We start from the raw sequence: 24,926 nt of genomic DNA, 5'->3' as shown, positions 1-24,926 counted from the left end.
TCAGTATTCGTCCGCCTTGGTCAGCTCCAGCTCGATCTCGTCGGCGCTGGCCGAGGCCGCGTCGATGGCATCGGAAAGCTGCTTGGCAGTGGCGTCGGCGTCGATCTTGACCACGAACACCGCCAGGTCCTGCTGCTTCACCCAGGCGCCCAGCTTGGAGGCATTGGAGTCCTCGAGCAGGCGGTTGGCGACGCTGGCCGGGAAGTCCGGGCTCGGCGACTTGTAGCCGGGCGACCAGATCTCGCGGACGTTGTGGGTGCCGTAGGACTCGACGTTGGAGCGCACGTAGACCAGCTGGGTACGGTCGTTGTCCAGCTCGAACACCAGCCGGTAGTCACCGTCCTCGTCGACCTCGTACTTGTACTCCAGTGAATCCAGCAGGCGACCGATGGCACGGTCCGGTTCACCGGCGACTGCGCTTCCTGCGGCTGCGGTCATCAGTGCTGCGATGACGATGCCGGTTACAGACTTCTTCATGTTTTCCCCGTCAGTGGTTGGTTGACCTGCAAATTGTGCGGGGGGCAGGGGGGTGTCGTCCAATGGCTGAAGGTCGAAGCCGGCAAACCGCTATAATTGCCCGATGCCCCAGAAGCCCCAACATGACAACGAGCACGGCCTGCTGGTTGCCCCCGGCAAGCCCGAGATCGCGCCGCCGCCGCAGTACCAGGTGATGCTGCTCAACGACGACTACACCCCGATGGACTTCGTGGTGACGGTGCTGCAGAACTTCTTCTCGATGGACCTGGACAAGGCCACGCAGGTGATGCTGCACGTCCATACCCGCGGCCGCGGCATCTGCGGGGTGTACAGCCGTGAGGTGGCCGAGACCAAGGTCGCCCAGGTCAACGAGTTCTCGCGGATGAACCAGCATCCGCTGCTGTGCACGATGGAGCGCGCCTGAGCCGCCCGCCGTCGCCGATCGCGCACCTGCCTGCCGGGCCGGTTTTCCAGGGCGCCGGCTGTGTCCCCGATGGGAAACACTTTCCCGCCTGCGCCACCGTTGGCCGCCCCTCGGGGCGCAACGGCCGTCACGCCTTGCTCTTGAAGCTGAATGCCGGATTCACCGGGTGAACGAATCCCCACTTCCTGCTGACGTGGCCTCTACATGAACGCCGCTAGGGTGCTGGAAAACGTGCAGTCAGGCCGCATATTGTCAGCAACCGGAACCGGAGTGCCTCATGTTCAGTAAAGACCTCGAGCAGACCATTGGTCAGTGCTACAAGCGCGCCCGGGAAGCCCGTCATGAATACATGACGGTGGAGCACCTGTTGTTGGCCCTGCTTGAGAATGCATCCGCCCAGGCCGTCCTGAAGGCCTGCGGAGCCGACCTCGAGCGCCTGCACAGCGAACTGGAGAAGGCGATCAATGCCTCGGTCTCGCTGCTGGCCGAAGACGATGGCCGCGATACGCAACCCACCCTGGGCTTCCAGCGCGTCCTGCAACGTGCCGTCTACCACGTGCAGTCCTCGGGCAAGAAGGAGGTCACCGGCGCCAACGTGCTGGTGGCGATCTTCGGCGAGAAGGAATCCCACGCCGTCTACTACCTCAACCAGCAGGACGTTACCCGGCTGGACGTGGTCAATTACCTGTCCCACGGCGTGGCCAAGAGTGGCGACGAGTCGGACATGTCCTCGCCGCTGGAAGGCGAGGGCCGTGCCGAGGGCGGTGAGGGCGAGCCCAAGGGCGATTCGCTGACCGAGTTTGCCAGCAACCTCAACGAGCAGGCCAAGGCCGGTCGCATCGACCCGCTGGTCGGCCGGCGCGACGAGATCGAGCGCACCATCCAGGTGCTGTGCCGCCGCCGCAAGAACAACCCGCTGTACGTGGGCGAGGCCGGCGTGGGCAAGACCGCCATCGCTGAAGGGCTGGCCAAGCGCATCGTCGATGGCGAGGTGCCCGAGGTGCTCGCCGACGCGGTGATCTATTCGCTGGACCTGGGCGCGCTGGTCGCCGGCACCAAGTACCGCGGCGACTTCGAGAAGCGCCTGAAGGGCGTGATCGGCGCACTGAAGAAGATCCCCAACGCGGTGCTGTTCATCGACGAGATCCACACCATCATCGGTGCCGGTTCGGCCTCGGGCGGCACCATGGACGCCTCCAACCTGATCAAGCCGGCGCTGGCCTCGGGCGAGCTGCGCTGCATCGGCTCGACCACGTTCCAGGAATACCGCGGCATCTTCGAGAAGGACCGCGCCCTGGCCCGTCGCTTCCAGAAGATCGACATTGTCGAGCCGACGGTAGGCGAGGCCTACGAGATCCTCAAGGGGCTGCGCCCGAAGTACGAGGCGCACCACGGCGTGACCTACGGCGATGACGCGCTGCAGGCCGCGGTGGACCTGTCGGTCAAACACATCGGCGACCGCCTGCTGCCGGACAAGGCCATCGACGTGATCGATGAGGCCGGTGCCCGCCAGCGCCTGCTGCCGGAAGGGCAGCGCAAGTCGCACATCGACATCGAGGAAGTGGAGACCATCATCGCCAAGATGGCGCGCATCCCGGCCAAGCAGGTCACCGCCACCGACAAGGACGTGCTCAAGCACCTGGAGCGCAACCTGAAGATGGTGATCTTCGGCCAGGACCCGGCCATCGACAGCCTGGCCTCGGCCATCAAGCTGTCGCGCTCGGGGCTGGGCAACCCGGACAAGCCGATCGGCAACTTCCTGTTCGCCGGCCCGACCGGCGTGGGCAAGACCGAGGTCACCCGCCAGCTCGCGCTGCAGTTGGGCATCGAGCTGGTGCGCTTTGACATGAGCGAGTACATGGAGCCGCATTCGATCAGCCGCCTGATCGGTGCGCCCCCGGGCTACGTCGGCTTCGACCAGGGCGGCCTGCTGACCGAGAAGATCGTCAAGACGCCGCACTGCGTGCTGTTGCTGGACGAGGTGGAGAAGGCGCACCCGGACATCTTCAACATCCTGTTGCAGGTCATGGACCGCGGCATCCTCACCGATACCAACGGCCGTGAAGCCAACTTCAAGAACGTGATCCTGGTGATGACCACCAATGCCGGCGCCACCCAGGCGGCACGTCGCTCGATCGGCTTCACCAAGCAGGACCATGCCACCGATGCGATGGAAGTGATCCGCAAGAGCTTCACGCCGGAGTTCCGCAACCGCCTAGACGCGGTGGTGCAGTTCCAGCCGCTGGGCTTCGACCACATCCTGCGCGTGGTGGACAAGTTCCTGATCGAGCTGGAGATGCTGCTGCAGGACAAGCACGTCTCGTTGTCGGCCACCCCGGCCGCCCGCGACTGGCTGGCCCAGCACGGCTTCGACCCGGAGATGGGTGCCCGCCCGATGAGTCGCGTGATCCAGGACAAGATCAAGCGTCCGCTGGCCGACGAGCTGCTGTTCGGCAAGCTGGTGGACGGCGGCAAGGTCAGCATCGATGTGCGCGACGGCGAGTTGATCGTCGAGACCCAGGCCGAGCCGGAGCACCTGCTGCCGGCCACGGTCGAGTAAGCCGGGCGGCTGATGCCGGACACCCGATGCCCGCATCCAACGATGCGGGCATTTTTGTGGGACGGGCAGGGGGTGGCCTTGGCCGCGAAGCCTCGAACGCATCACCGCAGGATGATCCTGCACGCCGATCCTCGGCCTGCTTTCCGCGGCGAACCTGAGGCGGGGCCAGGTATTGCCCGCTCCGCGGCCGGGGCCATTCCTGCGGAACTTCGCCACGCAAAAAAGCCAGCGCGCGGGCTGGCTTTCCTGGCATAACGCCCGGCTTACCGCATTACTTCATGCGGTAGGTGATACGGCCCTTGGTCAGGTCGTACGGCGTCATCTCGACCTTGACGCGATCGCCGGTCAGGATGCGGATGTAGTTCTTGCGCATGCGGCCGGAGATGTGGGCGATGATTTCATGCCCATTTTCCAGGCGAACGCGGAAAGTGGTGTTCGGCAGCGTCTCACTGACGGTGCCTTCGAACTCGATGGAGTCGTCTTTCGACATGTAGTCCTGTGCGGTTCTGCGGACGGCCCCGAGGGCCTAAGGGCGGGCATTTTACGCCGCCGGGCGGATTCATGCAAAGTTTGCGTTAAACGCCGGCCGGTTCAGCCAGCGTGCTGGCGGGGAATTCCCCGAAGCCGCGTGTCCACGGGCCAACATCGGCCGGTTCGCGGACCAGTCGCCGCACCTGGGCCAGGAACAGCGCCCGTTCCAGCCGTTCGGCGCCCATCCGCACCAGGTGCGGGTTCTCGACCTGAGCGTCGATCAGCGGCCAGCCCCAGCCGGACAGCGTCCGGGCCAGCGCGGCCAGGGCGATCTTGGAGCCGCCAGTGCGGCCACTGAACATGCTTTCGCCAAAGAACATCCGCCCGATCGCCACGCCGTAGATGCCGCCGACCAGGGCATCCCCGTCGTAGACCTCCACGGAGTGCGCGTAGCCCAGCCGGTGCAACTGGAGGTAGGCCGCGAGCATGTCGTCGGTGATCCAGGTGCCGTCCTGGCCCGGGCGGGGCGCCTGCGCGCAGGCCTGCATCACCTCGGGGAACGCGGTATCGGCGCGGACCCGCCAGTCGCTGCCGCGCAATGCGCGACGGAAGCGCGAGGACAAATGGACCCCGTCGGTACGGAACACCATGCGTGGGTCCGGCGACCACCACAGCAGCGGCTGGCCGTCGGAAAACCACGGGAAGATCCCGTCCGCATAGGCGTTGAGCAGGCGTATGGGGCTCAGGTCACCGCCGACGGCGAGCAGGCCGTCGGGTTCGTGCAACGCCAGCTCGGCCGGGGGGAACGGCGAATCGCTGGCTTCGTCGAGCAGGTAGGGGCCTTTCGGGGTCATGGCCGGGATTCGTCGGACTTGAAGGGTGAGTGATGCTGCAGCGCCTGTGCGTAGCGGGCAGCATCCTCGCGCTCGCGGGCACACCAATCGCGCAGGGCCTGCCGGAACTGCGGGTGGGCGATCCAGTGGTGGCTGCGCACTTGCGTGGGCAGGAAGCCACGGGCCAGCTTGTGTTCGCCCTGCGCGCCCGGCTCGAAGCGCTGCAGGCCTTCGCGCAGGCAGTACTCGATGCCTTGGTAGTAGCAGGTTTCGAAATGCAGCCCGGGCAGGGCCGCGCCGCCCCAGTAGCGCCCGTACAACGTATCGCCGCCACGCAGGCACAGCGCGCCGGCCACCGGTTCGCCATCCTGCAGGGCCAGGAACAGCACCAGCTGGCGCGGCAGTTGCGTGGCTAGGTGGCGCAGGAAGGGCAGGGTCAGTGCTGGCGCGTTGCCGTACTCGGCAAAGGTCTGCAGGTAGAAGCCGTGCATGGCACGCAGCTCGTCGGCACTGGCTTCGTTTCCGTGACGCGTCACGAAGGTGATCCCGGCGCGGGCGACCTTGGCGCGCTCCTGGCGGATGTTCTTGCGTCGCTTGTGGTCCATCGCGGCAAGGAAGTCATCGAAGGCCTGCCAGCCCGGCTCGCGCTGCCACTGGAACTGCACGTCGGTGCGCAGCAGCCATTGCCCGCCGAAACACGCCGTCTCCCCGGGCAGGTGGAAGTTGATGTGCGCGGAGGAAAGCTGTTCGGCCTGCACGTGCGCGACGATGGCATCGCGCAGGGCGCGGCGGTCCTGGTCATTGCGTGCCAGCAGCCGCGGCCCGGTCACCGGCGAATACGGCACCGCGCCCAGCCATTTGGGGAAATAGTCCAGGCCATTGCGCGCATAGGCATTGGCCCAGGCGTGGTCGAACACGAACTCGCCGTGTGAGTTGTACTTGCGGTAGCCCGGCGCGGCAGCGACCAGTGCGCCATCACGCCACAGGGTCAGGTGCTCGGGTTGCCAGCCCCAATCCGGGCGCAGGCAGCCGTGTTGTTCCAGGCCGCTCAGAAACGCGTGGCTGATGAACGGATTGCCGCCGTCGTGCAGGGCATCCCACGCGGCCTTGTCAATCGTGTCCAGCGCGGAAATGGCGCGCAGTTGCAGGCTCATGGCTGGAGCTGCAGCACGTCGATGGTGGGCGGGTTGAACAGGCGCAAGGGCAGGCCGATCTCCCCCAGGCCCCGGGTGGTGAATACCCGCACCGGGCCGGCAGGTGCGCGCGCGATCTGTTCGCCGCGATCAAAGTCGTATTGGGTCGGGATGACCCGGCGGTACAGCCACGGGATACGGATCTGTCCGCCATGGGTGTGGCCGGCAAGCACGACGGCGGCATCGGTCGGACGTAATCCCATGGCGCTGTCGGGGTTGTGGGCGATGACGATGGCCGGACGGGTAATGGCGTCGGCGACGCGCAGGAAGGCGGGGTCGTCCTTTCCGGCCCAGCGATCGCCGAGCCCCGCCCATTGGCGGCCCTGGCGGTCGGTGATGATCTGGCCTTCGATGACCTGCACGCCATGGTTGCGCAGGGCCGTGCGCAGTGGCAGATCGATATCCGGACCGGGGGCTTGCTGGTCATGGTTGCCCAGCACGGCGTAGGCCGGTGGCTTCAGCCGGGCCAGTGGCGCGAACAGATCCTGCAGTTCGCTGGCCTTGGGTTCGTAGGTCAGGTCGCCGGCGATGACCACCGCATCGACGGGCAGTGCATTGATCCGGTCGACCACGCGCTCCAGAAAGGCGCGGTTCTTGTACACGCCCAGATGGATGTCACTGATCAACGCGACCCGCGCGGCGACACCGGTACCGAGCAGGGTGGTCTGCTCGACCTGGATGATCTGCGGTTCGATGAAGCGCGCCCAGGTGAACACGCCGCAGCCCAGCAGCAACAGTGCGAGCAGCCAGCGATGGCGGCCGCCACGCCAGCGCCACGACAGCCAGGCAATGGCGGGGAAGACCAGCCAGCTGCCGTGAAACAGCAGCTGCTTGATCAGCACCTTGTCCATGCCGGCAGCCGTGGCGGTCCGCGGTCAGAGGCTCTGCGCGTCCAGGAAGCGTTCGGCGTCCAGTGCGGCCATGCAGCCGAAGCCGGCCGAGGTGATGGCCTGGCGGTAGTGCTGGTCGGCCACGTCGCCGGCGGCAAACACGCCTTCCACGGAGGTCTGGGTGGCGTTGCCGCCCAGGCCCGAGCGGATTTCCAGGTAGCCGTTGTTCATCGCCAGCTGGCCCTTGAACAGGTCGGTGTTGGGCTGGTGACCAATGGCCACGAAGAAGCCGTGCGCGTCGATGTCGCGGGTGCTGCCGTCCTGGGTGGACTTCACGCGCACGCCGGTCACGCCCATCTCGTTGCCGAGCACTTCGTCGACCTGGTGGTGCCAGACGGTCTCGATCTTGCCGGCGGCCACCTTGGCGAACAGCTTGTCCTGCATGATCTTCTCCGCCTTCAAGGTGTCGCGGCGGTGCACCAGGTAGACCTTGCGGGCGATGTTGGACAGGTACAGGGCCTCTTCCACGGCGGTGTTGCCGCCGCCCACCACGACCACGTCCTGCTCCTTGTAGAAGAAGCCGTCGCAGGTGGCGCAGGCCGAGACACCACGGCCCTTGAAGGCTTCCTCGGACGGGATGCCCAGGTACTTGGCGGTGGCGCCGGTGGCGATGATCACCGCGTCGGCGGTGTACTGGGCGTTATCACCGGTCAGGGTGAACGGACGCTTGGACAGGTCGGCGGTGTGGATGTGGTCGAACACCACCTCGGTGTCGAAACGCTCGGCGTGGGCCTGCATGCGCGCCATCAGGTCCGGGCCCATCAGGCCATGCGCGTCGCCCGGCCAGTTGTCCACTTCAGTGGTGGTCATCAGCTGGCCGCCCTGCTGCAGGCCGGTGATCACCAGCGGCTTGAGGTTGGCGCGGGCGGCATAGACGGCGGCGGTCCAGCCGGCCGGGCCGGAGCCCAGGATGATCAGCTTCTCGTGGCGGGAGGGCAGGGACGGGTGGCTGGAAGTGCTCATGTATACTCGCGAAAGTTCAGGATTGGCGGCCCGTTGGCGTGCTTCCGCAACTGTCCGGGCAAGCCCATAGAGTGGCGGTCGGCTCCCGGTGAATCAAGGCACGTGAATGGAATGGCGCGGCCCGTCGGATACAGTCTCCCTTCTTCCTCCCGGTTGGCTTGCCCTTGTGCGGCGGGTTTCTGACGCGTTCCGTACGTGTGCATCGTCGACGGGGTGAAACACAGCGGTCCGTCGTTTAATATCAATCACTAACCGTGCATTTCTAAGGTCTGGTCAAAGGTGGCGAAACAGGTCCCGGAACGTGGCAAGAACCCCAGCGCCGGCAATGCCGCGCGCAAGCCGGCCGCCGCGGCGGACAAGCCGCGGCGACACAAGTTATGGCGTGACCTTGCGCTGATCGCGATTGCCCCGGCGCTGCTGTATCTGCTGGCAAGCCTGTTCACGTACTCCCCCGCGGACCCGGGCTGGTCACAGTCCGGCTCGGTGGTCGCGCCCGTGCACAACATGGGCGGCAGGGTCGGTGCGTACATCGCCGACGTGATGCGCCAGCTGTTCGGCTACGTGGCCTACCTGATCCCGCTGATGCTGGCGGCGGTGGCGTGGATCGCCATGTTCGGCCTGAACCGCGAGGAGCGCGGCCAGGACGACCTGGGCCCGGCGCTGCGGCTGGTCGGCATCGTCGGCTTCCTGATCGGCGCGACCGGCTTCCTGTACCTGCGCCTGCCGCCGGGGGATGTCGCCCGCGCTGGCGGTGGCCTGGGCGTGCTGGTCGGCAAGTCGCTGCAGACCGGCTTTGGCCCGGTTGGCAGCAACCTGTTCCTGCTGGTGCTGCTGCTGACCTCGATCACGCTGGCGACCGGGCTGTCCTGGTTCGTGGTGATGGAGAAGATCGGCAAGTGGGTGATGGCGCTGGGGCCGATGTTCGAGAAGAAGAAGGAACAGGCCAACGAGTGGCAACAGACCCGTGCGCTGCGCGAGGAACGCGAGGAAGTGCGCAAAGTCGACGCCGAAGTGCGCGCCAAGCGCGAGCCGGTGAAGATCGAACCGCGCCCGGCGCCGGTCATCGAGAAGAGCGACCGCGCCAAGCGCGAGACCCAGATCCCGATGTTCCAGGGCGTCAATGGCGATGGTTCGGACCTGCCGCCGCTGGCGCTGCTGGATGACCCCAAGCCGCAGCCCAAGGGCTACGACGAGCAGACGCTGGAAACGCTGTCGCGCCAGATCGAGTTCAAGCTCAAGGACTTCCGCATCGACGCACAGGTGGTGGGCGCGTATCCGGGCCCGGTGATCACCCGCTTCGAGATCGAGCCGGCACCGGGCATCAAGGTCAGCCAGATCAGCTCGCTGGACAAGGACATCGCCCGCGGCCTGTCGGTCAAGTCGGTGCGCGTGGTCGACGTGATCCCGGGCAAGTCGGTGATCGGCCTGGAAATCCCCAACGTCACCCGCGAGATGATCTTCCTGTCCGAGCTGCTGCGCTCGAAGGAATACGACAAGTCGGCCAGCGTGCTGACCCTGGCGCTGGGCAAGGACATCGCCGGCCGCCCGACCGTGGCCGACCTGGCACGCATGCCGCACCTGCTGGTGGCCGGTACCACCGGTTCGGGCAAGTCGGTGGCGGTCAACGCGATGGTGCTGAGCCTGCTCTACAAGGCCAGCCCGAAAGACCTGCGCATGCTGATGATCGACCCGAAGATGCTCGAACTGAGCGTCTACCAGGGCATCCCGCACCTGCTCGCGCCGGTGGTGACCGACATGAAGGAGGCCGCCAACGGCCTGCGTTGGTGCGTGGCCGAAATGGAGCGCCGCTACAAGTTGATGAGCGCGGTGGGCGTGCGCAACCTGGCCGGCTTCAACAAGAAGATCAAGGACGCCATCGACGCCGGCCAGCCGTTGATGGACCCGCTGTTCCAGCCGAACCCGGAAATGGGCGAGGCCCCGCGTCCGTTGGAGCCGCTGCCGTTCATCGTCATCTTCATCGACGAATTCGCCGACATGATGATGATCGTCGGCAAGAAGGTCGAAGAACTGATCGCGCGCCTGGCGCAGAAGGCGCGTGCGGCCGGCATCCACCTGATCCTGGCCACCCAGCGCCCGTCGGTGGACGTGATCACTGGCTTGATCAAGGCCAACATCCCGACCCGCATCGCCTTCCAGGTCAGTTCGAAGATCGACTCGCGCACCATCCTGGACCAGTCCGGCGCCGAGGCCCTGCTGGGCAACGGCGACATGCTGTACCTGCCGCCGGGCACCGCCATGCCGGACCGGGTGCACGGTGCCTTCGTTTCCGACGAGGAAGTGCATCGCGTGGTCGAGCACCTCAAGGCCAGCGGTCCGGCCGAGTACATCGAGGGCGTGCTGGACGAGGTGCAGACCATGGGCGACGGCGTGGTGGTCGGTGCCACTGGCCTGCCGGAAAGCAGCGCGGCCGGCGACGAGTCCGACCCGCTGTACGACGAGGCGTTGCGGATCGTCACCGAAACCCGTCGTGCGTCGATTTCCGGCGTGCAGCGGCGCCTGAAGATCGGCTACAACCGTGCCGCGCGCCTGATCGAGGCGCTGGAAGCCGCCGGCGTGGTCACCCCGCCGGAGCACAATGGCGACCGTACCGTGCTGGCACCGCCGCCGCCGAAGTAAGCCGGCGGGGCAGGGCAGGCCGCCAGCGGGCGGCCTGCATGCCGGCGTGTCAATTGCCGGCGGTGAAATCCATCGACTTGAACAGGGCCGCCAAGGCCTGGCCGTCCTCGCTGCTGTGCGGGGACCGCGTGGACAGCCAGTGCACGTAGGCCACCGAGCGGTCATCGTTGCCCGCCACCAGGATCAGCTGGCCGGTGGTGCCATTGCGGATCATCGAGGCAGGGCGCTTGCTGGCTTCGGTTTCGGCCAGTGCCAGTTCGCCATGGGGCAGGGCCTGGGTTTGAGCGTGCTTCAGCGTGAACACGACGCTGGCATCGGGGGCGGCAGGCAGCAGCTGCGGCGGGCTGCCCGGATCCACTACCAGGCCGCGTTCCCGGGCCGCCTCACGCAGCGGCACCTGTTTGACCTCGAGCACGTAGTCGGCGAGTTCACGCCAGCCTTCGACCTGTCCCACCGTCGCGGGGGGCGGCTTGCCGGCGCGGGCGAAAGCGATGATGCACAGCGTGCCAGCCTCGCGTTCGGCGTCGGTGATCTCCAGCTGGCGCAGTCCGGTCGGGGTTTGGAACGATACTCCGCAGTCCGGTCGATCAACACGGGTGGCGGCGGCATGGCAGGCCAATGGGGTCAGCAACAGGCCGCCGCACAGCAGGAGGGTTCCCACGCGTTGGATCATTTCAGGTCTCCGGGATTTCCTTGTACTCGGCATGCACCTGGGTGGCGTCATTGAGCACGTAGTACGCATGCTGGAAGCCCTGCTGGCGGAAATCAAAATGCAGCTGGGCCGGATTGATTGATCGGGTGACGTTGCGCTGCGCGGTCTCGGCGATGCCGCCATCAGCCCAGGAGTTGATGCTCAGCTTGCCCAGAGGAACAAGCTTCTTCTGCTTGTTCTCGGTGTAGCGCTGCTTGCTGGCCCAATAGTAGCCCGAGCCGTCACAGGTGTTGAAGGGATCGCTCTGCAGCAGCGGACTGTTCTGGTCATCGGTGAATGTCAGCCCGCGGTAAGCACCATATTGCCGGTAGTTGTTCCGCCCGGTCAGCTGGATGAGGCCGCGTCCCTTGAATCGCACACCGTCCCCTACCTCGGTGTTGCCTAGCTTGCGGCCTTGGTCCGTGCCCGGTTCATACTTGTCGAAATAGGAGTCGCCCCCCCCTTCGACCATGAATTCCAAGCGGCCCGTTTCGGCGGTCAGCTGCCCCCACAGGTGCGCGGTACGCACACGCGTGGCTGCGATGCCGTACTTGCGGGCCATCTTCTGCATGTTGACGTGTAAACCAGCGGGGCGGCGGGTGGAGGCGGTTGTGAGGCGTGCGGTGACGTCGGCCCAGCTCACGGTCACGACTTCCCTGCCGCCTTCGCGCAGAGTCTGGCGGATCATCCGCGTGGCTTCTCGCTGGCTGAGCCACCCACACTTGCGGAAGTGCTGGATGAAGCGTTTGGGGTGGAAGTGCCAATGCGCCGCGTTCAGGTTGGGAATGGCGGCATCCTCCCAGAACGCCAACGCTTCGACATGACGTTGGAATTGCGGGAAGTCCGAGGCGGACAGGTAGGTGCTCGCCCCCATCGTCGGTGCGCTGCCGCGGGCAGATCCAGGACCCTCGATCTTCAGCCATCCCCAACGCGTTTCTATCCCGCTGCGTTGCCATTCAGTCGGGAACTTGCATACCAAGCCCTGCAGCTTGGGCTGCAATGCGGCATCACGCAGACGCTGCTCGGCCTGTTCGGCGGTCGGCGCAGGTTCGCCTTCGCGCTCAAGCAGGCGCCGTACCGCAGCCGCATCGCAACGGCTGTCGTTGTCCTGGAAGTCTTCCACGATGGCCCAATGCGCCCATCGCGGTGCATCGGCGTCGCTGAACTTGTGTACATTGGCGGCGTTGAGATTCACCCAGCCCGTAGTGGGGCCCGTGGAGATCTGGCGCCAATGCGGCGTGTCGGCCGGAGTGAGGGTATCCGGACCGCCCAGGGTGCGGCCAAAGCGCAGCAGCTCGTAGACCGCCGCCCTGTTCGGTACCGCCGCTGCGCGGGCGTTTGAGTACGCGGTAACCGTGGCACCTGCGGTGTCATACAGGTTGTACTCGGCGTCAACTTCGGCCAGTTGGGTGCCGATGCGGGCGCCGTCCAGATCGTAGGTCGTTACCTGTGCGTCGCCCCCATAGGCGCTCTGCGCATTGGCAGGAGCGCTGTAGCGGATGCCGACCACACGTTCGGCCCCCAACGCCGCGCCCGTACCTGCGGTGCCACTGGTGGCATTGAGCGCCGGCCGGCTCGGGAAGACCGGGGTATCCGCCGGCAGGTGGAAGTAGACCTCGCCGAACACGGCGTCGGTGCGGCCGTGGTTGGCGACGTTGACGTCGCCGGATGCCCGTCCCAGCAGGCGAGCCATGTTGGCGTCGTCGGAGATGATCTCAAAATGGATGAGATCAGCCTGGCCGTCGATCGAACCGGCATCGCCAATCTCCACCTTGCGGTAGATGCGTCGGCCAACCACGACGTTGGCGGTGCGGATGCGGGTCAGGTGCATGTAGATCGAATAGAACTGGACCTGGGTTTCCTGGTTGCCTGTGGCGCCAATGGCGGTGTCATGGCGGATGACGACGCAACCGTTATCGGACCATCCCAGATATCCCTGCGCATGAGCATCCACTTCGGCCGGGGTGCCGGGGCGTGCGGTCGCTGCCCGGACATACACCACGGTGCCATCGGCAATGGCACGGACCGGCTCACGGCCGTTGCCGCGCGCGGGAGCGCGCAGGTGCAAGCCACCATGCCAGGAGAGCTTGTTGCTGACCGGATAGTGCCCGTGTTCCACGGTCGACATCGCGGCATCTAGAAAGCGGGCGTCGTCGTCAGTGTCGGCGCGGGCTGGAAGAAACGGGGGACTGATGATCATGGGCATTCCTTTGCACGACGGTCCGGACCTGCAATGACACGGAGAACGTCGTTGTGATCGTGTAGTTCAGCAAGGCAGATGACGCGGCACTGACCGACTGGCCAGGCACCGGCGCAGAACATACCCCGGATAGTGTGGTCAGTGCTTTCACATTTCGTTGACATCCGGCGGTTGCCCGCGCTCGGCGCACGCGGGAAGGCGCATAATCGCGCTATCACCCCATTCAGAATCGGGCGGGCAGACTGCGCCCTGGTTCATCACTTCCGGTGCAGACTCCCCGCATGAACACGAATTTCCGCCGCCATGTCATCACCTCCGCGCTGTTGCTCGCCGGCGCTGCCAGCACCTCGGCCTGGGCCGGGGCACGTGACGACCTGAGGTCCTTCACCAACGGCCTGCGTGGCCTGGACGGGCAGTTTGCCCAGCAGGTGTTCGACTCGCGCGGCCGGGTCAAGGAGTCGTCCAGCGGCCGCGTCGCACTGTCGGCGCCGCGCCTGTTCCGCTGGGAATACACCCGTCCGCACCCGCAGCTGATCATCGCCGACGGCAGCAAGGTGTGGGTCTACGAGCCGGACCTGGAGCAGGCCACGGTGACCCCGCAGGGGGCCGAGGAACAGAACAGCCCGCTGGTCGCGCTGATCAACCCGGCCCAGCTCGAGCGCCAGTACGACGTCAGCGAAGAAGCCGCGCCGCGCGATGGCATGCAGTGGCTGTCGCTGACGCCCAAGCGCGAAACCGAGACCAACTTCCAGTCCGCCTCGCTGGGCTTCGCCAATGGCGGGCTGGCGCGCATGGAGGTGGTGGACGCGGTCGGCCAGCGCACGGTCATCAATTTCACCGACTGGAAGAAGAATCCGGGCTTTGCTGCCGGTACCTTCCGCTTCGTGCCGGGCAAGGACGTGGACGTGGTCGGCGAGCGCTGATCACCACGTCGGGCCGCGAGCCCGGGTTGCGCCCGCGTTAGAATGCGGGCGTGGCCAGATCCCGAAACATCTTCATAGACGACGCCCCCGCCGACCTGCTGAGCGCGGACCGCGAAAGCATGCGCCCACTCGCCGAGCGCATGCGTCCGCGCACGCTTGACGAGATGGTGGGGCAGAAACGCCTGCTGGCGCCGAACACGGCGCTGCGCCGGGCGGTCGAGTCCGGCCGCGTCCATTCGATGATCCTGTGGGGGCCGCCCGGCTGCGGCAAGACCACCCTGGCGCTGCTGCTGGCGCAGTATGCCGACGCCGAGTTCAAGGCGATCTCGGCCGTGCTGTCCGGCCTGCCGGAGGTACGCCAGGTATTGGCCGAGGCCGCCCAGCGTTTCGCCGGCGGCCGTCGCACGGTGCTGTTCGTCGACGAGGTGCATCGCTTCAACAAGGCCCAGCAGGATGCGTTCCTGCCGCATATCGAGCGCGGCACCATCATTTTCGTCGGTGCCACCACCGAGAACCCGTCCTTCGAACTGAATTCGGCGTTGCTGTCGCGCTGCCGCGTGCACGTGCTGGAGTCGGTATCGCCGGAGGACGTGGTCGAGGCGCTGGAGCGGGCGTTGGGTGACAGCGAGCGCGGGTTGGGCGAACAGGCCATCCGCGTCACGCGTGAGTCCCTGCTGGAAATCGCCCGCGCCGCCGACGGTGACGTGCGTCGCGCCCTGACCCTGCTGGAGATCGCCGCCGAACTGGCCAGCGGCGAAGAGGGCGAGATCACCCCGGAAACCCTGCTGCAGGTGCTGGCCGACCGCACCCGCCGCTTCGACAAGGGCGGCGAGCAGTTCTACGACCAGATATCGGCCCTGCACAAGTCGGTGCGCAGCTCCAACCCGGACGGCGCCATCTACTGGCTGGCGCGCATGCTCGACGGCGGTTGTGATCCGTCCTATATCCTGCGCCGGATGACCATCATGGCAGTGGAGGACGTTGGCCTGGCCGACCCACGGGCACTGGAGATGGCGATCAATGTCTGGAGTGCCTACGACCGGATCGGGCCACCGGAAGGCGACATCGCGCTGTCCAACCTGGCTATCTACCTGGCCAGCACCGCCAAGTCGAACGCCAGCTACATGGCCTTGAACAAGGCCCGTGCCGACATCGCCGAACTGGGCACGCAACCGGTGCCCCTGCACCTGCGCAACGCCCCGACGCGCTTGATGAAGACCTTGGGCTACGGCCAGGGCTACCAGTACGACCACGACGTCGAAGGCGGCATCGCGCTGGACCAGACCGCGTTCCCGGACGAGATGGGCGAACGCGTCTATTACGCCCCGGCCGAACGTGGCCTGGAGATCAAGCTGAAGGAAAAGCTGGACCGGCTGCGCGCGGCCCGCGAGCAGGCCCGTGCCCAGCGCAAGCCAGGCGCTGATCGATGAGCGGTGCGGTGGCCGGACATGCAGGGGAGGACTAGGCGGATGTGGCTTTCTTTCCTGGCCATCGGCCTCGGGGCGGCCATCGGGGCGTGGCTGCGGTTCGGCCTGAGCGTGTGGTTGAACCCGATGCACCAGAACCTGCCGATGGGCACGCTGGCGGCCAACCTGATCGGCGGCTACGTCATCGGGCTGGCGCTGGCGTTCTTCAGCTCGCGGCCTGAACTGGCGCCGGCGTGGCGGCTGTTCGTGGTCACCGGGATGTTGGGCGGCCTGACCACCTTTTCCACGTTCTCCGCCGAAGTGGTGGACCAGCTGCAGCGCGGACACCTGGGCTGGGCGCTGGCGACCATCGGCCTGCACCTGGGCGGCTCGCTGTCGATGACGGCGCTGGGCTGGTGGTCGTGTCGGGCCTTGCGCAACCTGACTTGAGGCCGCTTTCCAAACCGGGAAAGCATGACGCATCATTCCGCATCGATTGCCAGAGCATCTGAATGACATGCTGTACAAGCAGGAACAGGAATGAGCAGGCCTGAGGTAGAGCCCGCCGAACGGCCCCCCGCGGAATCGCCCGCGTTTCCCCCGACTTCCTCCTGTGTCATCGGTGCCGATGTGGGCGGGACCTACGCCCGCCTGGCCTGGGCCGAACTCCGTCCGGGGACGCCGCCGCGGATCCGCGACTTCCGCAAGTACACCTGCGCCGAACATCCCAGCCTGGCCGCGATCCTGCGTGACTACCTGCAGCAAGTGCGGCAGTCGCCCGGTGCGCCGGCGCTGGACCACGCGGTGGTGGCGATCGCCGGCATCGTCGATGGCGATGCCCTGCTCAACGTCAACCTGCCGTGGCCGGTCTCGATCGCGCAGACGCGCCAGGACGCAGGGCTGGCCAGCCTTGAACTGATCAATGACTTCGTCGCGGTGGCGCAGGCGATGCCGCCCGCCGAGCGCGACAGCCTGCACCTGGTGTGCGGCGACGCCAGCGCCGATGCGCGCGGGCCGGCCCTGGTGCTGGGCCCGGGTACCGGACTCGGCGTTGCCGTGCGCCTGGTCGGCGGACGGCCCTCGGTGCTGGCGAGCGAGGGCGGCCACGCGGCGCTTGCGGCCGCCACGCCGCTTGAGCAGGACGTGCTGCGCCTGTTGTCGCAGCGCTACGCCTACGTGGACAGCGAGCGCGTGCTGTCCGGGCCCGGCCTGATGACGCTGTACGACTGCCTGTGCGAACTGCGCGGGCAGCCGGTGCGCTGGCAGGCCCCCGATGCACTGGTCCAGGCCAGCCGCAACGGTGATGCCCTGGCCGCCGAATGCGTGGACACCTTCTGTGGCTGGCTGGGCAGCCTTGCCGGCGACCTAGCCCTGACCTTTGCCGCGCGTTCGGTCTACCTGACCGGTGGCGTGGCCGGCCACCTGGCCGCGGAACTGCATGGCGGCACGTTCGAACGTCGCTTCCGTGCCAAGGGAGGGCTGTCGCCCGCGCTCGCGCATACGCCGGTATGGCGCGTGGAGCACGGTGAACTGGGCGTGCTGGGAGCGCTGTCCTGGCACGCCGAGCAGCACGCGCGCATCTGAGATCCGCAACAACGAGGGAGTTCCGGGCATGAGTACACGCAGGCAGTTCCTGCAGACATCACTGCTGTTGGGGGCCGCCGGTGCGGCACCGGGGTTGCTGGCCAATGCGCCCGCCGCGACCGGTGCACGGGTGGTATCGACCTGGGATTTCGGCGTGGGTGCCAACCAGGCGGCGTGGAAGGTGCTGGCCGCCGGTGGCAGCGCGCTGGACGCCGTGGAAGCCGGGGCACGCTGGGCCGAGAGCGACCTGTGCAACCCCACGGTCGGGCGGTGCGGCAACCCCGACCGCGATGGCGTGCTGACCCTGGACGCCAGCATCATGAACGGTGATGGCCGCTGTGGTTCGGTGGCCGCGCTGGCCGATATCGGCCACCCGATCTCGGTCGCCCGCGCGGTGATGGAGAAGACGCCGCACGTGATGCTGGTGGGCGAGGGGGCGCAGCAGTTCGCCGTGCAGCAGGGTTTCCCGAAGCAGAACCTGCTCACCGCCGAGGCCGAACGGGCGTGGCGCGAGTGGCTCAAGACCGAACACTACGCCCCGCAGATCAACGCCGAGCGCCGCGGCCTGCCCGGTGACAAGAACAACCACGACACGCTGGGCATGCTGGCCATCGATGCCAACGGACAGATGGCCGGCGCCTGCACCACCAGCGGCATGGCCTTCAAGATGCACGGCCGGGTCGGCGACAGCCCGATCATTGGCGCAGGGTTGTATGTCGACAATGAAGTCGGTGCAGCGACCGCCTCGGGCATGGGCGAGGAGATGATCCGCAACGCGGCCTCGTTCCTGGTGGTGGAGCTGATGCGCCAAGGGTTGTCGCCGGCCGAGGCGTGCCGTGAAGCGATCGCACGCGTGGTGCGCAAGCGCCCGGAGGCCAGCCGCACCCTGCAGGTCTGCTTCCTGGCGCTCAACCGCAATGGTGAGGTCGGTGCCTACGCGCTGCACCGCGGCTTCGTCTACGCGGTTTGCGACGCCAAGCGCCAGGATGCACTGCTGGACTCGGACGCGGTCTACACGAGCACGCAGGCGTGAGCCCATCGCGCCTGCTGGAGATCGCCTGCAATTCGGCCGCCTCGGCGCTGGCGGCGCAGCAGGGTGGGGCGGACCGCGTCGAGCTGTTCGAAAACCTGGAACAGGGCGGTACCACACCGTCGTACGGCACACTCACCGTCGCGCGCGACCGCCTGCAGATTCCGCTCTACGTGCTGGTACGCCCACGGCCGGGGGATTTCCATTACGGGCCGCTGGAAGCGGAGATCATGTTGCGTGACATCGCCGCGTGCCGGCAGCTTGGATGCGATGGTGTCGTGATCGGTGCGCTGGACGCCGATGGCGGCATCGACCTGCCGCTGTGCCGGGAGCTGGTCAACGCGGCCGGACCGATGGGGGTCACGTTCCATCGTGCCTTCGACGCGGCGCGTGACTTGCCCGCCGCCCTGGAGCAGGTGGTCGGCCTGGGCTGCGAGCGTGTGCTCAGTTCCGGCGGACAAGCCGGTGCGCAGGCCGGCGTGGCCATGCTGGCGGCGTTGGTGCGCCAGGCCGGTACGCGGCTGTCGGTCATGGCAGGTGCCGGCCTGACGGCTGCGAACATCGGTGCGGTCGCGCGCGAAAGCGGGTGCCGGGAACTGCACGCGTCGGCCAAGGCCGTGCGACGCTCGGCGATGCACCATCACAACCCGGCGCTGGTCGGTTTGGAGCGCGACTGGCTGCAGAGCGACGCGACGCAGGTAGCGGCACTGCGGCAGGCGTTGTCGTCGCTGGATTGAGACAGGGCGCGGGGGATCTACGCGCCTGAGCCGTAGCCGCCGCTGCCATGCAGGGCCCGGGCAGCGGCGACGATGACCTCCAGGGCAGCGTCCATCGCGCCGGGCCATCGGTGTCCACGCCGGGTGCGGCGATCCCGTGGACCTACTGCCGGTGACGAGGAGCCAAAGCCGTCTCAGTGAGGGCGCGCGGCGCTTCCACGCCGCGCTGGACCGGCCAGACGAATCCGCTATCGATGCATGCGGATTTCGTCCTGCTGTTTCGGCGCGGCCGGGAGTAAAAAGTGCTGAACCCTGGACCTGGTGAAGCGCGATGAACGTGTATGTGCGGCTGTCAGCTGCGCTTGCTGACGATGCGGCCGGATCGGCATGATGCTGCGTCGGCAGGCCCGTGAGCGTTGCAACGCGATGAAGCAGGGCGGCCCGTTGCTGCTGGTCCCCGTGCTGGCCGGTTGCCATGCTGAGGGCAGCCCGAGCCTGGCGATCTTCGGCGCCTACTTCCCCGGCTGGCTGGTGTTGGCCGCCACGGCCATCGTGCTGGGCGTGCTGGCCAGGGCGCTGGTCCTGCATGCGCTCGGGCCGGGGCGCGTGCCGTTTCCGTTGTGGACGTTCGCGGCCATCGGGTTGATTGCAGCGTGCCTGCTTGCATGGGCGGTGGGGCCCTGATGCGCGCCGCCGAAGCCATCGCTCCCTCCCCGTGGACACGTCGTGTCGTGCTGCTGTTGATCGTGGTGGCGCTCGTGCTGCTGCTTGGGCTGTTGTATCGCGCGTACCGCCTTCCTTCCACCGACGCGGCAACCCTCGATGCCGAGGTGGTGCACATCGCACCGGAGGTCGGTGGGCGCCTGGTCGAGTTGCGCGTGCAGGAGAACAGCATGGTGGTGCGCGACGAGGTGCTGTTCCGGATCGACGCGGCCCCGTTCGTTCATGCCGTTGGCGCCGCCCGCGCCGAACTGGCACTGGCCGAAGCCAATCTGGCAACCCAGCAGCGCGTGATTGCCAGCCAAGGCGCCACCGCCGCGATTGCCGCGGCGCAGGCCCGCAAGGCGCAGACCGGCACCGGCCTGGCGCTACGCACGGTGGAACGGCTGCGCCCGTTGGCACGCGATGGGTACGTGCCGTGGCAACAACTCGATCAGGCAGAACTGACCGCAAGCGACGCGCAGCGGACGCTGGAGCAGGCGCGCCGGCAACAGACGTCGTTGCAACAGGCGGTGGATACCACCGCCGCCGCGCAGGCGGCCGTGGAGGCGCGGCGCGCCGCCCTGGCCGAGGCCGAGCGGGCGTTGCGGCTGACCACCGTACGTGCACCGCATGCCGGACACGTGGCCGGCCTGGACGTGACGACTGGCGAAGTGCTTGCGCCCTCGCAACCCGTGTTCACCCTGATCACCAACGAGCAGTGGTTTGCCAACGGCAATTTTCGTGAGACCGAGCTGCAGCGCATCCCGCTGGGCGCATGTGCGACGGTGTACTCCATGATCGACCGGTCACGCCCGTTGCGGGGCAGGGTGGTCGGGATCGGCGCGGGGGTGCTGGACAGCGCCAAGGTGGATGTTCCGCGCAATGTGCCGTACGTGGAGCGCTCCCTGAACTGGGTGCGGGTCGCCCAGCGCTTTCCGGTGCGGGTAGCGCTGCAGGACCCACCGGCAGGGCTGATGCGGCTGGGAGCCAGCGCCGTCATCGAGATCGGCCATGGCAATGCCTGCCACTGAACCGGTGCGTGGTCGCTTCCTGCCACGGCTGCGCGACATCGTCGCGTCCCGGCCCGGCCGTACCGCATTCGCCGTGCGCATCGCGCTGATCTGTACGTTGACCGTGCTGGTCGCCGAGATCAATGGCATCCCGGAGATCGCGCTGGCCGCCTATGTCGTGTTCTTCATGAACAATGCGGACCGCACCCGCAGTGTCCTGGCCGCGACGCTGTTCCTGTTGCTGACCAACGTACTGATCGGCACGTTGATCCTGGTTGCCGGACAGGTGCTGGATTGGCCGCCGTTGCGGTTGCTGGCGATGGTGGGCTTCTCGGTGGTGCTGCTGTTCCTGGCGTCGGCCAGCCGGCTCAAGCCGCTGGCACCGATCATCGCGATGATCCTGGTCTACGCCTTGGATGCCATCGGCCGCTTGCCCGGCGCGGAGCTGGCGACGCGTGCCTTGCTCTATGCCTGGTTGCTGATCGCACTGCCCAGTGCGGTGACCCTGGTGGTCAACCTGTTGATCGGGCCGGCGCCGGTGCCGCTGGCCCGGCAAGGGATGGCGACGGTGCTACGCGACACCGCAAAGCTGTTGCGCCAACCCGACCCCGACACCCGAGCCCGTCTGCAGGCTCAGCGTGGCCAGGGATCCGCCGCGGTGCTGGCGTTGCTGCATGTTGCCGGCCTGGGAAAGGAGGCCCCGCTTGGCACACTGGCGGCCTTGCGTGCGGCGGCCGGCACGACCGAGGCCCTGCTGATGCTGGGCCTGGCCATCGATGCAAGTAAGGGTGTTCCCGATGCCTGGAAACACGGCGCCGCCGAAAGGCTCGACGGGATGGCCGCGATCCTCGCTGCCGGCAGCCATCCCGTCGACATCACCGCGGTTGCCTTCGACGCGCAGTGCGCCAGCACGCCGGTGGCGCTGCTGCAGGACTTCAATGCCTTGCTCGTGCAGTTCGCCACCGATGCATCGGACGGCGCCAACGCACCACCCGCAGCATCGCCCGGCTTCCTCGCCGCCGATGCGTGGACCAACCCCGCGCATGTACGCCACGCCCTGAAGGTGACCACCGCGGCGATGCTGTGCTACCTGTTCTATTCGGCCACGGAGTGGCAGGGCATCCATACCAGCCTGATCACCTGCTACATGGTCGCGTTGGGCAGCACCGCGGAAACCACCGAGAAGCTGCTGCTGCGCATCACCGGCGCCGTGGCCGGTGCGATCGTCGGCCTGGCGTTGATTGTCTGGGTACTGCCCGGAATGGATGACATCGGTGGGTTGCTGGCGCTGGTTGCCGGCGCGGCCTTCATCGGTGGCTGGATCGTTGCCAGTGGACCGCGGGTCGGTTACATCGGCTTCCAGTTCAGTTTTGCCGTCTTCCTGTGCGTGATCCAGGGCGGCGCGCCCGCATTCGACCTGGCGGTGGCGCGCGATCGCATCGTCGGCATCCTGATCGGCAATGCGGTGGTCTACCTCATGTTCGCCCACGTCTGGCCGGTCAGCATCGCCGGCGCCATTGATTCCGCCAGCGCGGCACTGCTGCGGCAGCTGGTGCGGCTGGCGCGGATGCCTGCCGGTACCGCGCGACTGAAAGCACTGGCCGCTGTGCGCGCGCAGGCGCAGGCCATTGCCCACCAACTAGAGGTGGCCGGGCTTGAACCTCGCCGGTTGCGCAAACCGGCGGCGTGGTTCACACAACACCAGCAGGTGTTGCGCGAGGCCGCCGCAACCGAGCAGCACCTGCTGCTCGAACCGGCTGTTGCGGAGGCGTGCGTCCAACAGCTGCAGCAGTTGGCTGACGCGCTGTATCACTCGCCCTCCGGCGACGCCGTCGATACGCCGGGAGCCGCGCGTCATGCGAATTGAGGCCTGCCTCCTGCCGTTGTTGCTGTCCGCGTGTGCCAGTACGGGGATCGACCGTGCACCGTTGCAACCGGATCGCCCGTGGGTGCCGCACACGGATGCGGATGGGGGCCTGTCGGTACGGTCGGCCGACGCTGTCGTGCAGCAGCACGGTTTCACCTTGCCGGCCAATCCCTCGGTCGACCTGCCCGTGGGCGAAACACCGGTGACCGGCAAACGCTATGCATTGGCGGACCTGATCGATCTGGCCCAGGAATTGAACCCGGAGACCCGCATTGCCTGGAACCAGGCCCGCGATGCCGCCCTGGCCGCCGGCATTGCACGCAGTGCCTATCTGCCACGTCTCACCGCAAGCGTACTGGCGGGCGCGCAATCCGAGCATGGCGGCAGTGCCGCACTTGGACAGTCGATCGACCCGCGCAATCGCGCCAATGGCTCGTTGGCGGTGCTCTCCCTGCAATGGCTGTTGTTCGATTTCGGCCAGCGCGAGGCGTTGGTGACGGTGGCCGACCAGCACACGGTGATTGCCAACATCCAGTTCACCCAGGCCCACCAGCGGCTGATTCATGCGGTAAGCCTGGCGTTCCTTCGTCATGCCACCGCCCGCACACGTATGGATGCGACGACGGCCGCGCAAGCCGATGCCAAGGGCCTGCTGGCCGCCGCACAGGCGCGCCTGCAGCATGGGCAGGGCACGGTGATGGACGTAGCGCAGGCACGGCAGCAGGTCGCGCAGGCCGCCTTGGAACAGGTCGCGGCGCAGGGCGAGCGGGAAGAGGCGTATCAGCAGTTGTTGGCCACCATCGGTATTTCGCCGTTGGCCACGCTGGAGATCACCGATGCGCCAGCCCGGCCTGTGTCGGACGTGGACGAGGCGCTGCTCGATGACGTGGTGCGCAGCGCGCTGCAACGACGGCCGGACGTGTTGGCCGCCGTCGCGGCGCAGCAGGCGGCCGGTGCCGGCGTTCGCGCGGCCCGCGCCGACTTCCTGCCGCGGCTGTTCGTTTCGGCCTCCGGCTCGCGCAGCAATGGCGACATGGACATCTCCGCCGTGCCGTCGGTGGGCGAGCAGGCCCCGACGGTCAACCTCTCCAGCCACCGTTGGAGCAGCAGCCTGCTGCTCGGCGTGAGCGTGCCGTTGTACAGCGGTGGTGAACGAAACGCGCGGCTCTCACAGGCACGCAACCGCGCCGCAATGGCGGCGGACAGCCTGGACCGGGTGAAGCTGGATGCCGTTGCCGAGATCGTTGCCGCACACTCGCGGCTGCGTACACGCCTGCAGGCGACAAACGCGGCGCAGGCGCTGCTGGAGGCATCACAACTGGCCCATGACGCCGCCAGCGCGGCCTACCAACGAGGCGTTGGCAGCCTGAGCGAAGTGCTTGCCGCGGACCGCCAGCTGCTGCAGGCCCGCATCTCCCTGGCCGATGCCGATGGCGCCGCCCGCGCGGCTTCGGTCGACCTCGCGCTGGCCTGCGGGAACCTGGGCACGGCACCGGGGCAGGGGGATTGAGTGCTTATTCGTGACGCGTCACGTTATTTGCCGCGATACGTCCACGGGTGCCGGGCAGGTCAAGGGCTCAGACCACCAGTGACAGCAGCAGGATGCGGCCGAACGGTTGCTCGACCTGATCCACGGCAGGATGGTCGACGCACCCATGCTGGATCTGGGATTCGAACTGATGGTGCGGGAAAGCAGCTGAGCTGCCCGCGATGACTGATTGCATTGAGGACGCGTTGGCGTCCGCAAAGGGACGATTCCGCGATCAAGGCTTGGCACGATCAGGCGGGTCCAGTGATCATTTAAGTGACTCATCACTTAAATTGATCCATAGAGGGCGGGTAATGATTGGCCGATGACGAGGAAGTCGGCCGGCAGCCGGCAGCCGGCAGCCGGGAAATTAACGTGATTCGTCACTAAATCACCAAATCAGCAGCGGGCGTCCTGTTCGGCGCGTTGGCGCGCGTTCTGGACATCCCGCAGATGTTCAACCGGATCGTCGGCTGAGACGTCAACGGGCAACGCCGGAGATGCCGGTGAAATCCGGGCGTTTCCAGCGCGCTCGAACCGCGTATTCCACGCAATCTGCGTATCGATGTGCTGCTTGATCCCGAAAGCAGCCAGCGCGAGCAGGACAGCCGCGATGAAAAGCAGCCACGGAAAGTTCCAACGCCGAGGCTTGAGCGGTGGCAAGTAATCCGGCCGTTGTCGTTCCATGAACCCACCTGGATTTCATCCTGGGCGGATTGTAAGGCGGGGCGGAGCATGGGGCTGGGGAGGTCGATGTGATGCGGGAGGTTCCGGGTTTTGCTTCAGGCCTTCGGCCGAACGATTTTTAACATAATATACAT

General features: G+C 66.9%; 23 protein-coding genes. 13 read left to right on the top strand and 10 right to left on the bottom strand.

The window, feature by feature from the left end:
* Positions 1 to 477: a YbjN domain-containing protein gene (locus AC06FE_RS18365; protein WP_192285785.1), complete on the bottom strand. Its 477-nt coding sequence runs from the start codon at positions 475 to 477 to the stop codon at positions 1 to 3.
* A gap of 103 nt (positions 478 to 580) precedes the next feature.
* Here AC06FE_RS18365 and clpS point away from each other — a divergent pair, with 103 nt between their 5' ends.
* Both clpS and clpA read left to right on the top strand, forming a co-directional pair.
* On the top strand, positions 581 to 901 hold the full coding sequence (gene clpS / locus AC06FE_RS18360) for an ATP-dependent Clp protease adapter ClpS (RefSeq protein WP_132863519.1): 321 nt from the start codon (positions 581 to 583) through the stop codon (positions 899 to 901).
* Positions 902 to 1,178: 277 nt separating this feature from the next.
* Positions 1,179 to 3,461 (top strand): ATP-dependent Clp protease ATP-binding subunit ClpA, encoded by a 2,283-nt coding sequence (gene clpA, locus AC06FE_RS18355; protein WP_132863520.1) that lies wholly within the window; start codon positions 1,179 to 1,181, stop codon positions 3,459 to 3,461.
* A 271-nt stretch (positions 3,462 to 3,732) separates the two neighbouring features.
* Here clpA and infA read toward each other — a convergent pair whose 3' ends face one another.
* The 5 genes from infA to trxB all read right to left on the bottom strand — a co-directional run bounded on the left by infA (position 3,733) and on the right by trxB (position 7,811).
* Positions 3,733 to 3,951 carry a translation initiation factor IF-1 gene (gene infA / locus AC06FE_RS18350; RefSeq protein WP_005409596.1) on the bottom strand — a complete coding sequence of 73 codons (219 nt, stop codon included), beginning with the start codon at positions 3,949 to 3,951 and terminating at the stop codon, positions 3,733 to 3,735.
* An 85-nt stretch (positions 3,952 to 4,036) separates the two neighbouring features.
* Positions 4,037 to 4,786: a leucyl/phenylalanyl-tRNA--protein transferase gene (gene aat, locus AC06FE_RS18345; protein WP_478073880.1), complete on the bottom strand. Its 750-nt coding sequence runs from the start codon at positions 4,784 to 4,786 to the stop codon at positions 4,037 to 4,039.
* Positions 4,783 to 5,919 (bottom strand): GNAT family N-acetyltransferase, encoded by a 1,137-nt coding sequence (locus AC06FE_RS18340; protein WP_478073879.1) that lies wholly within the window; start codon positions 5,917 to 5,919, stop codon positions 4,783 to 4,785. Before AC06FE_RS18340 ends, aat begins: the two co-directional genes overlap by 4 nt.
* Positions 5,916 to 6,809, bottom strand: coding sequence for a metallophosphoesterase (locus tag AC06FE_RS18335; protein WP_478073878.1), 894 nt, complete (start codon positions 6,807 to 6,809; stop codon positions 5,916 to 5,918). The genes AC06FE_RS18340 and AC06FE_RS18335 overlap by 4 nt, the downstream gene beginning before the upstream one ends.
* Before the next feature lie 24 nt (positions 6,810 to 6,833).
* Positions 6,834 to 7,811: a thioredoxin-disulfide reductase gene (trxB, locus tag AC06FE_RS18330; RefSeq protein WP_192285775.1), complete on the bottom strand. Its 978-nt coding sequence runs from the start codon at positions 7,809 to 7,811 to the stop codon at positions 6,834 to 6,836.
* Between the two features lie 279 nt (positions 7,812 to 8,090).
* Between trxB and AC06FE_RS18325 the strand changes: the two genes are divergently transcribed.
* A complete protein-coding gene (locus AC06FE_RS18325; protein ID WP_132863529.1) occupies positions 8,091 to 10,448 on the top strand; it encodes a DNA translocase FtsK in 2,358 nt (785 codons plus the stop codon).
* A 49-nt stretch (positions 10,449 to 10,497) separates the two neighbouring features.
* Here the strand turns inward: AC06FE_RS18325 and AC06FE_RS18320 are convergent, their stop codons facing one another.
* On the bottom strand, positions 10,498 to 11,109 hold the full coding sequence (locus AC06FE_RS18320) for a hypothetical protein (protein WP_478073877.1): 612 nt from the start codon (positions 11,107 to 11,109) through the stop codon (positions 10,498 to 10,500).
* Positions 11,110 to 11,122: 13 nt separating this feature from the next.
* On the bottom strand, positions 11,123 to 13,339 hold the full coding sequence (locus AC06FE_RS18315; RefSeq protein WP_478073876.1) for a hypothetical protein: 2,217 nt from the start codon (positions 13,337 to 13,339) through the stop codon (positions 11,123 to 11,125).
* Between the two features lie 281 nt (positions 13,340 to 13,620).
* Between AC06FE_RS18315 and lolA the strand changes: the two genes are divergently transcribed.
* The 10 genes from lolA (at position 13,621) to AC06FE_RS18265 (ending at position 24,087) form a co-directional block, all read left to right on the top strand.
* Positions 13,621 to 14,262, top strand: a complete 642-nt coding sequence (gene lolA, locus AC06FE_RS18310; RefSeq protein WP_192285769.1) for an outer membrane lipoprotein periplasmic chaperone LolA — start codon at positions 13,621 to 13,623, stop codon at positions 14,260 to 14,262.
* Positions 14,263 to 14,381: 119 nt separating this feature from the next.
* Positions 14,382 to 15,692 (top strand): replication-associated recombination protein A, encoded by a 1,311-nt coding sequence (locus tag AC06FE_RS18305; RefSeq protein ID WP_192287229.1) that lies wholly within the window; start codon positions 14,382 to 14,384, stop codon positions 15,690 to 15,692.
* A 39-nt stretch (positions 15,693 to 15,731) separates the two neighbouring features.
* Positions 15,732 to 16,118 (top strand): fluoride efflux transporter CrcB, encoded by a 387-nt coding sequence (gene crcB, locus AC06FE_RS18300; RefSeq protein WP_478073875.1) that lies wholly within the window; start codon positions 15,732 to 15,734, stop codon positions 16,116 to 16,118.
* A gap of 90 nt (positions 16,119 to 16,208) precedes the next feature.
* Positions 16,209 to 17,252, top strand: coding sequence for a glucokinase (locus AC06FE_RS18295; RefSeq protein WP_478073874.1), 1,044 nt, complete (start codon positions 16,209 to 16,211; stop codon positions 17,250 to 17,252).
* A 28-nt stretch (positions 17,253 to 17,280) separates the two neighbouring features.
* Complete coding sequence (locus AC06FE_RS18290; RefSeq protein ID WP_132863540.1) at positions 17,281 to 18,285, top strand: glycosylasparaginase; 1,005 nt, start codon at positions 17,281 to 17,283, stop codon at positions 18,283 to 18,285.
* On the top strand, positions 18,282 to 19,019 hold the full coding sequence (locus AC06FE_RS18285) for a copper homeostasis protein CutC (protein ID WP_478073873.1): 738 nt from the start codon (positions 18,282 to 18,284) through the stop codon (positions 19,017 to 19,019). The genes AC06FE_RS18290 and AC06FE_RS18285 overlap by 4 nt, the downstream gene beginning before the upstream one ends.
* A 366-nt stretch (positions 19,020 to 19,385) precedes the next feature.
* The gene (locus AC06FE_RS18280) at positions 19,386 to 19,682 is read left to right on the top strand and encodes a hypothetical protein (RefSeq protein ID WP_478073872.1); all 297 of its coding nucleotides are present in this window, start codon (positions 19,386 to 19,388) and stop codon (positions 19,680 to 19,682) included.
* Positions 19,682 to 20,731 carry a multidrug transporter subunit MdtN gene (gene mdtN / locus AC06FE_RS18275; RefSeq protein ID WP_478073871.1) on the top strand — a complete coding sequence of 350 codons (1,050 nt, stop codon included), beginning with the start codon at positions 19,682 to 19,684 and terminating at the stop codon, positions 20,729 to 20,731. The genes AC06FE_RS18280 and mdtN overlap by 1 nt, the downstream gene beginning before the upstream one ends.
* A complete protein-coding gene (locus tag AC06FE_RS18270) occupies positions 20,712 to 22,577 on the top strand; it encodes an FUSC family protein (RefSeq protein ID WP_478073870.1) in 1,866 nt (621 codons plus the stop codon). Before mdtN ends, AC06FE_RS18270 begins: the two co-directional genes overlap by 20 nt.
* Positions 22,567 to 24,087, top strand: a complete 1,521-nt coding sequence (locus tag AC06FE_RS18265) for a TolC family protein (protein ID WP_478073869.1) — start codon at positions 22,567 to 22,569, stop codon at positions 24,085 to 24,087. The genes AC06FE_RS18270 and AC06FE_RS18265 overlap by 11 nt, the downstream gene beginning before the upstream one ends.
* A 67-nt stretch (positions 24,088 to 24,154) precedes the next feature.
* Here the strand turns inward: AC06FE_RS18265 and AC06FE_RS18260 are convergent, their stop codons facing one another.
* Positions 24,155 to 24,301, bottom strand: a complete 147-nt coding sequence (locus AC06FE_RS18260) for a hypothetical protein (RefSeq protein ID WP_478073868.1) — start codon at positions 24,299 to 24,301, stop codon at positions 24,155 to 24,157.
* Positions 24,302 to 24,504: 203 nt separating this feature from the next.
* Positions 24,505 to 24,792, bottom strand: a complete 288-nt coding sequence (locus AC06FE_RS18255) for a hypothetical protein (RefSeq protein ID WP_478073867.1) — start codon at positions 24,790 to 24,792, stop codon at positions 24,505 to 24,507.
* Between the last annotated feature and the right edge of the window lie 134 nt (positions 24,793 to 24,926).

The sequence above is a fragment of the Stenotrophomonas sp. Steno-C18 genome, assembly GCF_056393195.1.
Note: the sequence above shows the minus strand (reverse complement) of the source record. Positions and strands in the feature narration are given on the sequence as shown.